General features: G+C 42.7%; 4 protein-coding genes. All 4 read right to left on the bottom strand.

Annotated elements, in window-relative coordinates:
- Positions 1–9: 9 nt before the first annotated feature.
- Positions 10–3,051, bottom strand: coding sequence for a SusC/RagA family TonB-linked outer membrane protein (locus D7D25_RS05455; protein WP_122967945.1), 3,042 nt, complete (start codon positions 3,049–3,051; stop codon positions 10–12).
- 35 nt (positions 3,052–3,086) lie between these two features.
- Positions 3,087–5,039, bottom strand: a complete 1,953-nt coding sequence (locus tag D7D25_RS05450) for a RagB/SusD family nutrient uptake outer membrane protein (protein ID WP_122967944.1) — start codon at positions 5,037–5,039, stop codon at positions 3,087–3,089.
- A 124-nt stretch (positions 5,040–5,163) separates the two neighbouring features.
- Positions 5,164–8,328, bottom strand: coding sequence for a TonB-dependent receptor (locus D7D25_RS05445; protein WP_122967943.1), 3,165 nt, complete (start codon positions 8,326–8,328; stop codon positions 5,164–5,166).
- 490 nt (positions 8,329–8,818) lie between these two features.
- Positions 8,819–12,718, bottom strand: coding sequence for an ATP-binding protein (locus D7D25_RS05440; protein WP_122967942.1), 3,900 nt, complete (start codon positions 12,716–12,718; stop codon positions 8,819–8,821).
- Between the last annotated feature and the right edge of the window lie 48 nt (positions 12,719–12,766).

The raw sequence follows: 12,766 nt of genomic DNA, 5'->3' as shown, positions 1-12,766 counted from the left end.
TCAATTTAATTAAAAAGTGATAGATAAACCTGTTATAATGCTCTTGTTAAGAGGATTGGTGGCACCGTATGATTCAGGATCCGCAATCTTGATATTGTCAAAACAGAGAAGATCAATACCTCTGACATATAATTTCGCATTTTCCATGAAAGAGATTTTCTTCATGAGTGTTTTCGAAACATTGTAATAGAGCTCGATATGTCGTAATTTCAGGAAAGAACGGTCTTCCAACCATACGGTATTGCTTCTGAAATTATTATTGTTACTCTGTGAACTGAGAGCCGGATATTTTGCATTCTGGTTGTCGGGAGTCCAGCGGTTGTCATAATAATGTTGCGATATTGTGTTGTTGTTGATCAACGGCCAGTAAACGCTTTTGGTATTCAACATGGCCGAATAGTTGTCTGCCCCCTGAAATAATGCATTGATCCCTAAGTTTTTCCATTCTGCATTTAATTGGAATGAATAATATATCTCGGGAGTCAAAGAGTTATAGCCTATGGCAGTCATATCATTGTCATCAATCTTTCCATCGTTGTTGATATCCTTATACTTTATATCACCCGGCCTTACTTCACTGAATAGATGCGGAACACTGTTGTCTATGTCTGCCTGGTCTTTGAAATAACCGTCGGCTACCAACCCGAAGATTTGCCCTACCGGTTTACCTGTCCTTACAAGATTATCGTACAGCCTCACCTCTTCATATTGTTCCACGATCTCATTCTTGTTAAAGGTGAAGTTGGCACCTATATTGAAGATGAGATCACTCATCTTTTTGAAATAGTCGACTCCTGTCTCAAAACCCCAACTATTGACGATACCTCCGTTTTCGTAAGGAGCCTCAAAACCTAACGCAGAGGAATATTTCCCACTGGATTCTACCCAGATATCTTTTCTTTTCTGGAAGTATCCGTCAACTGTCAGGTTAAGTCCTTTCAATAGTGTTGCATCGACACCCACATTGTATTTAAGGGCTTTTTCATGTGCAGGATGCAATGTCGGCAGGCGGCCGAATCTCCAGGGTGAAAGGCCGTCGGAGCCATAGCTTGTGTCGAATAAATACTGACTGCCGCCCACATATCTTTGTTCCCAGTAACTTTCCACAGGATTGCCGCCGTTATCCACAGGAATATTGTCCCTGTTTATTATTCCGAATGAACCCCGTAGTTTCAAAAAGTGAATAATTGCCGAATTCCATAAAAAATGTTCCTGTGAAATTAGCCATGCACCGGATAAAGTGGGAGAGAATCCCCACCGGCTGGCAGGTGCCAGTTTGTTTGCCGCAGAAGCCACCAGTGTCAAGTCTGCAAAGTAACGATCTTTGTAACAGTAGTGGTTGTAGAGGGACATATTATGGCGATACCAGGTGTTATTCACTCCCTCTCTGTTCCTGTACTCATAATCCCATTTCAACTGGGAATAGATACGATGTTTGTCGAAACTCTTTGCATAATTGAGTGTACCCGCAGCATTGGCCACACGTGTCCATGCAATCAGGTCCGAACCTGTAGCCAGGCCTGTCTCCGTGCCACCTGTATATTTGCTCAGGTTTTCCAAATTGGGTTCTCCGTTGACCCATTCGGTCACCGTGTAGCTTCCGTATGCGAATTGCCTGGAATGATCTTCCCAGTAGGTGGCTATATTGTCATAGGCCAGTTTAAAGCTACCGCCAAGGCCGGGCAAAAAGACCGAAAGATCTTGTTGTAGAGTCATATCGGCAAATAGAGAGCGCTTGTGTGATTTGGAGTAACCGCTCGCCTGCGATTGTGCGACAGGATTCCTTGTTCCATCCCATGTACTGTTGCCTCCCCAAAGACCATCTTCCGTCCTTATGGGAAAAGCGGCTGCCGGAAAGGAATAGATCATATCCCACAGATTGGCGGATTGTCCTGGGCGACTCATCTCCTGCAATGTGCCTAACAGGTTTAACCTCAGTTTTGTCGTTAAGGTCAGGTCGATATCCAGATTGTTTCTCACACTGGCTTTCGAATACTTGTTCTGTGTGGAGTATCCTTCGTTTTCATTTGGATTCCTGATGAATCCATTGTCGTTTTGCAGATTCAATAAAGTAAAATAACGGAACGACGTGCCTCCGCCACGAAAACTGATGTTATAGGTTTGTGTATGGGCTGCATCCTTGAATGTTTCGTCAAGCCAATTCACATTTGGGTACAGATTCGGATAGCGGCCTGTACGGAATGCCTCAATTTCCGCACTCGAATAGCGGGGATCCCTTTTGTCATTGGCAAGGGCTTCATTCATCGCATTTGCATAGGTATATGCATCTACGAATCTGGGTTTGCGCGACATGCTATTGTAGGAGTAATCGTAAGAGAATTTCACCTCACGAGTATTGTACTTTCCCCGTTTGGTGACGATGTTCACCGCTCCGTTTGCACCCTTGTAGCCGTGGATTGCTACTGCCGCAGCATCCTTCAGTACCGTTACGCTCTCCACTTCGTCGGGAGAGACATAGGTCAAATCACGTTCGATACCGTCCACCAATATAAGGGGACTATTGCCTGAAGCGGTTAAAGTTTGCAGACCTCTTATATGAAAATTATTCTGGTAATCGGCGTAGTTGCCTGCTCCCTGGAGAACCGTTAACCCCAGTATATTACCGTAGAGAGAACTGCCGATGTCCCTTGCAGCACGTTTATTCAGTTCGTCACCATAAGCGATTGCAACCGAAGCGGTAGATTCCCTTAAACTTTGTGTTTCATCGTAACCAATATTTACCGCCCTGCTCGAGAGTCCCATCACAATGTTCATTGGTTGGGCGGTTTCCGCCTCAACGATTTGATAGCTATTGTCAGAGGTGGTTATAAGTAACTCTTCCGATCCATTTACGGTAATCTCAAATTTCCCATCCCTGTCGCTGATTGACCTCACTCCTGTATTATTTACTGAGGTGATGATTGCCCCGTACACAGGCCTGTCCAGGTGGTCTGTTACCTGCCCCGTTATTTTAGAAGGCGTATTCTGTGCATAACTGGTAATTCCCATACAAATAAGGATTGCCAGTATGAATACTATTTTCTTTACCATAGAAATAACTGATTTATATTTTTGATTATATTAAATTACCATCCCGGATTTTGTGCGAGACCATATCCTTTATTCAACTCCCCCAACGGAAAAGGAGATAAATACCATTTCGGGTCAAAGCCCTGTGTCCACCATATCCGTGCGGGACTGGTAATAGGAAGTCTCTCGTATTTGAATTCCGGCCATGGAATACCGTTGTCCTTGTCAGCTCCAAACCATTGTCCATCTTTGTCGAGACGGGTAATCTTCAGCATATGCAGTTGTTTCTCAAATTTGTCTTGCATCTTGTAACGGATCATATCGAAAAAACGGACATCTTCCATTCCCAGCTCACAAGCCCTTTCCCTCAATATTTCTTCCAGCAGGGCATCTTTGTCTGCTGTCAGGTTTTTCCCAGGATTGGATTCTACCAGCCCTTTCAGATTGACACGTGCCCGGATCCGGTCTACCAGTCTGATTGCTTCCTGCAGACGTCCGGCATGGCATAATACTTCAGCGTAATTGAGCATTACTTCCGGTAAGCGGATATAGGACCAATGAGTATCCTGGTTGCCTGCATCTTCTTCAAGGTAATACTTCATCAATGTATATCCTGTGGCGTATCTGCCGGTTTGAGTTTCCGGAGCCTGCCGCGCATCGTATCCTCCAACCCATAATTCGTAAGGGTTTCCACTCATATTACCAGTGGACCAATCCAAGGTTTTAGGAAGACCGTTGACCATTGCGGTTTCGTAGAGTCTTGGATCACGTGTTAACTCGACACCGCTGGAAGGATCGTCGGTTCTCTTCATGAACATTTCATCCAGCTTATTATCCAGCTCGGCTTTTTCCCAGTCGAAAGGAGTACCGTCCGCCCATGGAAACATTTCTACATATTCCTGTGTAGGGTTATAGGCCATGCGGTTGTTGTTCTTTTGCCATGAATGCCATGTGTAGGTTGAACTGTTGAAGCGACTTCCTTCATAGGTCTGAACCCTGGTGGAATGGAGCACTTCGGGACTGGTCAACGTGAAATATGCTTTACGGAATGCTAAACGATAATCGCTGGGACGTGTTCCCGCTGCCTGCAGCAGATGAAAACGGCCGTTCCTGTCTAATTCGGTGAAGAACTCTTCGCATGCTTTGAGGGCACGATCCCATAACTCAGGTTTGTATCCGCCATACCATACATTCAGGTTTTGCACTGCATCCTGAGGTGGTGCGATGGAGTAGGGAACGGCATCATTGAAGAGCGGGGAAGCGGCGAAAAGTAAAATGGATGTTTTCAAACCCATGGCGCCCGCTTTCGTCCATCGTCCCGTTTCATTCGCTGGTACCGTTACCTGCCACGGAAGAATTTTGGCGGCATCGTCAAGTAGCTCTATCATGAAATCCACGGTCTCTTCCACTGTGGCACGAGGTAGTTCATAATTGCTATCCGTACCGGTAAAGGTAGATCTGATGATCGGCAGCCCCCCGTAATGGCGGAATGTGTCCCAATACCGGGAAGCAATGATACATTTGGCCTGAGCCTTTAGTTGTTCTTTTTCGGAACTTTGCATATCCGGTACCTCATCGATGTTTTCGATCAACAGCCATGCGTAACGGATGGCTTCCCATACGTTCATGCGACCGATTTCGAATTTCTCTTGTCGTATTCCATAGCCGGAATTATGTTGTCCGGTGTAATACCGTTGTTGGATAGCCTGCCCGTCCCAACTGCAATGCCAGCAATCGGAAAGATTTTCAAACTTGCCTACCCATCCGGTATGCATGTATGGAAACTCATTGTTTGTTCCGAAAGGAAGACCGTAATATTGTAATGAATAAATTCCTGTAAGGAATTGCCGGGTATATTCTGCACTGTTAAAGACGGTATCTTTTGTAACTGTTCCTCCGGGTGCTTTTTCAAGAAAGGCATTTCCAAATTTTAAATCATCTACACACGATATGAACAGAGAGCCCATAGCTATGATAGTGATAAAAAGCCATTGATTATATTTTTTCATACGATAATATTTAATTTTTACATTATGGTCGTATGGAACTCGCATATTATCATGCTTGTTTCGTACGATTATTTTATTTGTTTACATCATTGAATGATAGTGCCATCGATCACTGAGTAATTAATTAGAATCCGAGTTTGAGGCTCATAGAGTAAGTCTTCTGCAAAGGATAGGTAGGTGCATTGCTGGCCCTTGATTCCGGATCGCCCCAAATAAAATCGGTAAAAGTGAGAAGATTGTATCCGCTCAGTGAGACTACACAGGAGTTTAGATTGATCCTTTCCATAAACGGTAATTTAAGATTATAGGCGATCTCCATACTCTTCAGCCGTAAATAACTTGAATTTACTTCGAAAAGGGTCGATCCTCTGTAGTTATTTGTTGCAGCATCCCAAGTCGCACGTGGGTATTTTGCGTCTTGTGATGGATTCTCTGGGGTCCAAGTATTGTGCACATGGTAAGCCAACAAACCGCCTTCACTCTGGCTACTATTACTTGTAAACGGTTTTGCAAAAACATCTGATAACACGCGGCTCACTTTCCATGCACCTGTCCACTGGGTAGACAAACTAAAGTTTTTCCAGCTGAACCCCAGAATGAGCCCGGCAAGATATTCCGGATCTTCGGTATAACCATTTGCATAACTCTGATCTTCCGTGTCGATTTTGCCGTCACCATTCAAGTCTCTGAATACTGCATCACCCGGTTGGAGAACGAGTCCATGGTCAGGAAAGGGAGTGCCGAAAGTTTTTTCGTACAGTTCCGGAGTCTGTTCATCATAAAATCTCCAGAATTCATATAATCTGTTGGCTCCGATGCGGTGCCCTTTCTGATACAGCCAGTCATGATTCTGAGGTGTCTCTTTCCTTTCTATGATCTTATTCTGGTTGTTGGATAGATTCAGTCTTGCAAAATAGCGGAAATCGCTGCCTATCCTGTCTTCCCAGCGTAATGAGATCTCATATCCCCAACTTCTCACTTCCCCCAGATTGGCGTATGGGGTTGAAAACCCAATGATGTAGGGGGCTGTTCCATCACGGAGAAGAATATCAGTACGATTTTCGGTATAATAATCGAAGCTTCCGCTCAACCGCTCATTGATAATACTGATGTCGATACCGTAATTCTGTTTGAAGGCCTTTTCCCACGATACATAAGGATTGTTCCGGGCTGATTCCCGTGCACCCAGTAGCGTATTACGGTTTGTGCCAAAATAGTATCCCCAGTTGACAGGTGCTTGGTTTGAGCGGTTATGAAGTGCCTCTAAACCGATCAGATAAGGGTCATCGGTGTACATAAACCGGGTTCCTCCCACTTTATCGTTCCCTACCAATCCCCATGAAGCCCGGAGTTTCATATAATTGATGACGGGTTTAATATTTTCCCAAAAACTTTCTTCACTGGTAGTCCAGCCGACCGAACCTGCGGGGAAGAAGCCGAAACGACGCTCCGGAGCAAAGTTTTCAGAGCCATTGTACCCCATATTGAATTCCGCCATATACCGGTTTCTCCAGTCATAGGTAACACGCCCCACAAGTCCGACATAGCCGGTTGGTATATCTGAAAATTGACTGGGGTAGTAAGATTTTGACTGGTTGTAGAGAGCCAGGGCGCTGATATTGTGGCTGTTAAAGCTCCGTGCGTAGTTGAAGGCTGCTTCCATATACCAGTCACGTGCCTTTCCACGCCTTTCCACGTAGGATGGTTGGGCGTTTTCACCACTTTTCTTGTAGGCCATCGTTCCGTCAGCTTGTAATACCGGCGTATAGGTAGCTATTGCGGCGCTGACCTCTTTGTTTGCATAAAATGTACTGTTGTAAGAGCCTTTTATATTAAAGGAAAGCCCCTTGGCGATAAAATCCAGTTGTTGATTCAGCATAAGATCCGTATTCAGTACATTTCGGCTTGTAGCCATAAATCCTTTTCCGTAATAATCGGTCATCCCGTTTCCACCGATAAACGGTAAATTCACACCATCGGTATAATCTGTGGCAGCTCTCACCAGCTTGCCGTCTACCAGACCGGGGCTGGAGAAAGGGGTTGACCAATAGATACTTCTTACCATACCGCTACTTCCTTGTCCTGTAAAGGGTCTGTGCGCGTTATCCACATTTCCCCCGATATTTACCGATAGTGTGGTCGTTTCGGTGACATCGATATCGAGGTTTGACCGATAGTTGTACCGGTCGTATTGATATGACAGGTCATAGGGCAGGTCGAATTGTTTAAAAAGACCTCCTTGGGTGTGCACACCAGCTGAAACGAAATAGCGCACCGATTCTGTACCCCCGGAAATATTCACGTTATGCTGTGTTTGCAAGGTTGCATCCTTCATCACATAGTCCAACCAATTGGTGTTAGGGAAACGGATCGGATCGGAGCCATCCTGGAATTTCTTTAAGACAGCATCGGAAAATTGCGGATCCCTACCATCATTCCTTCTCATCTGATTGTGAAAAGTGGCGTACTGATATGCATCTGCCAACTCGACCATTTTAGTGGGTGTAGCCATACTAGCCGATGTACTGAAAGATATTTTGGCCTTCCCTGCTTTTCCCCTTTTGGTTGTGATCAACAGAACCCCATTTGCACCCCGTACACCGAATACAGCGGTAGCCGACGCATCTTTAAGCACGGTTATACTCTCTATTTCATTCGGATCGATGTCGTTAAAACTTCTTTCAACCCCATCTACCTGTACCAGAGGTCTGGCGTTTTCCCACGTCGCTTTTCCGCGGATAAATATTTCCGCTGCATCGGCTCCCGGTTCACCGGAGTATTGTACCGAAGTAATCCCGCTTACGAGACCAGATAATACATTGGATACCGCACTGGTAGGTGTTCTTAAAAGTTCTTCCCCCTGTACGGCCGCAATAGCACCTGTTACGGTTACTTTCTTCTGTGCCCCGTAAGCGACGATTTGCACGTCTTCCAACATAACTGAACTCTCCCGCAAGACAACCCGGATATTTCCCGGTGCAGCTTCAATAGTTTCCGATTCATACCCTATATAAGTAATCAATAACTTTGTTCCGTATGGAACGTTTAATGTAAAATTACCATCCATATCGGTGACAGTCCCGGTTTTGCCGTCTTCTGTCATGATATTAGCTCCAATAATAGTTTCGCCATGCTCATCTACTATTTTTCCGGTTACTCTATTCACCTGTTGTTGCATGCTGTTACCTCTTGCATTCACAGACGCTGTCTGTATAAATGAAAAGATAACGCAGAATAGCACAGAGAGGATCTGTACCCTCGTTTTCAGATAAAAATTCTTACTTCTCATTTCATTTTTTATTCATTTAGATAAATAATTAAAAAATCGCTCATGAAACCGCCAACAGCCATAGTCAACACTGTCTTCCTGGAAACATAAAAACGGTTAATTTCAATGAAGAGGTTATATCATATGTTTTTTATTGTTTCTAAAATTAAAATAAACAATGCAAATATAGAATGGCTGACCCCAGTTAGACTGTTTGGTATGTTGCAAACAATGTAACAAATGTTGCATTAATAAAATCTATATATTTATTAAGTTTTTGTTTATTAGGAGTTTAAATGTTCTCTGGTAAATAATACAAACACATATTTTCAATTATTCACTTCCTATTGAAATGAGATTTATTTTTCATAAGCATCCTCTGGTCTATCTATTTTTCAGATTAGATCAGTTGTAGGAGTAAAATTAGAGCCAAGGCAAAGTTCGTCCTATCCCTGTCAGGATAGTAACTCTCATGTTGGATTTTATTATATTGAAGTTCCAAAATTGACTATCATCCTTTTTTCTGATAATCGATAGGAGGCATTCCAAACATCTCCTTGAAAGATTTAGTGAAGTAGCTATGCGTGTTAAAACCGACTTTTTCTGCAATTTCTATAACAGGGTAGATACCTTCTTTAATTAATTCGGCAGCTTTCTTTAAGCGTATGCTTCGGATAAATTCTGACGGAGTAAGCCCGGTGATAGAATTAATTTTTCGATAGAGGTTTGCCCTGCTCATGCACATGTCCTGACTGAAATTTTCCACTGAATATTCTGAGTTGTCGAGATTCTTTTCGACTAAGGTTATTATTTTCGTTACAAAAAGTTCATCTGCCTTGGAAATGGTAATTTGATCCGGATTGATTTTGGTTTTCTTCCCGAAATCCTGTTTTCGTTGCAACGCCTGGTGCATCAGGTTCTCTATACGGGATAAAAGAATTTCCCAGAGGAATGGTTTTGAAATATAGGCGTCTGCACCTTCTTTATATCCCTGTTTTTTGAATTCAATATCATCATTGGCGCTGAGCAGTATGACCGGAATATGGGATATCTCGATATTGTTCTTTATTCTTTTGCAGAGTTCTACGCCGTTAATACCGGGCATCATCAGATCGGTGATAATTACATCCGGTTCTTTGTCTATCGCTTCTGACTCACCTGTAAGACCGTTGGTTGCCTCAAAGACGGTGTAATACTGGTTTAGTTCGCTTTTGAGATAAGTCCGGAATTCATCGTTATCCTCTACGATCAATATTTTTTTTGAAAGATCGGGTTGAATGATGAAAGACTGGTCTTGGTTTCCTTCTACAACAGTATGGATAGTTTCTACCGCTGGTTTCAGGTCAGTGGGTAGATAGATGGAGAAGGTGGAGCCCTTATTTATTTCACTCTCGACAGTGATCTCCCCCTCATGCATGTCGACATATTCTTTTGCCAGATGGAGCCCAATGCCACTGCCTATAGTGTTGCCATCATGATTCTCTACCTGATAGAAACGCTCGAAAATCCTTGGGATTTCCTGTGTGGGAATACCTCTGCCGGTATCTTTCACTCTAATTACCACATAATCCCGGTTATTACTCCTTTCCTTCTTTACGGACAGGATAATGGAACCGTTGACACCTGTAAACTTGAATGCATTCGAAAGCAGATTATTAATAACTTTTTTTAATTTTTCCGCATCAAAATATAGATAAAAAGAGTCGATCGCAGACTGATATTCGAAATCGATCTTTTTTTCTTCGGCCACCAACCGGAAATTTTCATAGAGTAAAAAAGTAAAATCCTTCACATCCCCTTTGGATAAGTATAGCGCCTCTCCCTCCATTTCTATCTTTCTGAAATTAAGCAGTTGATTAAAGAGTTCCAATAGATTGTGTGCATTCCGGCTGATCGACTCCAACTGTTGTTTGAGTTTTACATCTGCAACTTTCCGGATAATACTATCGAGGGGAGTAATTATCAATGTCAAAGGGGTTCGTAATTCGTGGCTTATATTGGTAAAGAAACGATATTTCATTTGTGCCATCTGATCCTCCATTTGTTTACGGTGTTTTTCGTGCCGGTATTTGAGGTATTTTTCAATAGAAAACAGAATGGTTATGGCCAGAAGCAGGAAATACAGTGTATATGAAAGGCGGGTCTCGTACCACGCCGGGAGACGATGGATAAAGAATGTGGATACAGTTTCACTCCAAATACCGTTTGAATCGGTCGCCCTTATCTCTATTTCATGCTTCCCTTTTGCCAATCTTGTCAGATAAATGCTGTTTTGCTGGGGAGGTAATTGATTCCAGCTTTCACCTGCATCTTTATACCGGAAAGCATAGCGTATCCTGTTTGTATTGAGAGGGTCGAAAGTGGAGAAAAAGAGTTCTACATTCCGCTCATTGGGTTTTAACGTTATTTTGTTGCTTTTTCCACTGGGTAGCTTGATATTGTCATTGACTTTAATAAATGTCCAACTGATTGGAATAGGTCTTTTACCAGTATCCTCACTTAGTTGTTCTTGTGGATTGAGCTCGACAATCCCTCCTATTCCGCCTGCATACATTTTGCCGTTTATCCCTTTCCTTAAAGCCAGGAAATTATTGAAAGAGATGGAGGGATTATGCGAATGTATCAGGTTGTAAGTCTGCTTTTCAGGACTATATATTATTAATTTCCGTGCAGTTAGCATCCATACATTTCCTTCGTTATCAGTCTCGACCTCAGATACAATATCACCATTTAATCCGCAGTCCAATGTTTTACAGGCTGTTTGGTTCGTTGCCGGCAAATAGCAATAGACATTCCCCGATTGTGTACAGAACCAGACATTTTTATCCGGAGTAATAGCTAAATCCAGATAATTTTCTTCAGTATTGTATTTGTAAACAACCTTTCCCTGGGATATTCTCCAAAATCCTTCCGATTCTGTGGTGAGATAGATATCCCCACTATCGGAAGTGATAATTTTGTTGATGATGCCGATATCTGCCAACTCTTTGTGTAATTTATTTGTTGTCAGATCGTATCGGTATAGGTGATAGGTTGTTCCTACCCATAAGTTACCTTTATTATCATTGTGTAAGGTGCGGATGCGTTCCCCCTCTTGTCCGGATAATGTATAGATTGGAGTTCGGAATATCTCTTTGCCGTCATGATAGGCATGTAGAATGATAGAATCATTGAGCACGATATGGAGTCCCCCGGAATCCGGACATTCTTCAAAGAAGGTGGATAATCTGTTACTTTTATAGGCTAACAGATTTTTATCTTTGGGATTATAAGCAAATAATCCTCCATCATATCTTTGTTTCAGCCAGAAATAATCCCCCTCGTTGGTTATTGCAGTAGGATATACAGGGACATTCAATTCTTTTTCCAATTCAAGTATCTGGTATCTTCCAATTCTGTTGGATAGAAAAGAGATAATCACGGAATTCAGATAAAGATCGGCCACCCAAACGTTTCCCAGGCGATCACACAGTATATTGTTCCCAGCTATTTTTCTGTGTTTTGGCAGGATCCCGGATAAGTCTATTTGGCGTAATATGTCCTTATCTATTTCATAAGCCTGTATATTATCGGCAGTAGTAATCCAGATATTATTTTTTATACTATCCTGTACAATATTATAGATTCGTTTTCCGGCAGTAGGAATATTCATGTTGGTGGCAGATTGGGCTGAAAACATCTTTTGGGGATCTTTTTCACCGGGATCGAAACGAACAATGCCGTGTCCCCATGTGCCAATCCAATAATAGGGGGTGGAGACGTCCTTTATAATGCATGTAGGGAATCCTTCATACGGCCATGACAAATAGGGAATTAGACTATCTTTTGTTGCATCGTGTCGGTACAGGTTGCCTCTCCATTGCATCATCCAGACAGTACCATTGTTATCTTCATATATATTTCTGATTTCACTGAATTCTCCCTTCCATTCTATTTCATATCTGGCGATTCTCGCTCCTGAAGAGCCGTACCTATAAAGATAATTTCCTAAAGATATCCATATTGATCCGTCACTTGTGGCTTTTATTGCTCTTATTACCCAACTCTTGATTTCCGGGTCGGGAACCGGGATGATTGAATAATCGTTTTTGTCCAGAATATAAGCCCCGCGTTTTGTGCCAAACCATATTTTTTGCTCTTTATCTTCCGTGATGCATGTAATGCTGTTGCTTTCCAAAAGTTTGGGTGTATTGATATCGGCCCGGAATGTATTTACCATGTACCCGTCGTCACGGCATAAGCCACCACCTTCCGTCCCGTACCACATATACCCTTCCGAATCATGAAAGAAACATTTTACTTCACTGTTGGGGAGTTGGTCTAAATTAGGCAGTTCGGTTACAACGATGTCTTGCGCGTTATTTTGCGTTAGAAATGACAAAAATATAAATATAAAGATACTTTTTTTCATTATGATGCCTCATAGAATCCCTGTGCAATTTGTAGAAGTAGCTACCCA

Origin of the sequence: Proteiniphilum sp. X52 (assembly GCF_003712195.1) — a bacterium.
Taxonomy (GTDB): domain Bacteria; phylum Bacteroidota; class Bacteroidia; order Bacteroidales; family Dysgonomonadaceae; genus Proteiniphilum.
The sequence above is the reverse complement of the archived record's forward strand: the minus strand, read 5'-3'. Positions and strand labels throughout refer to the sequence as shown.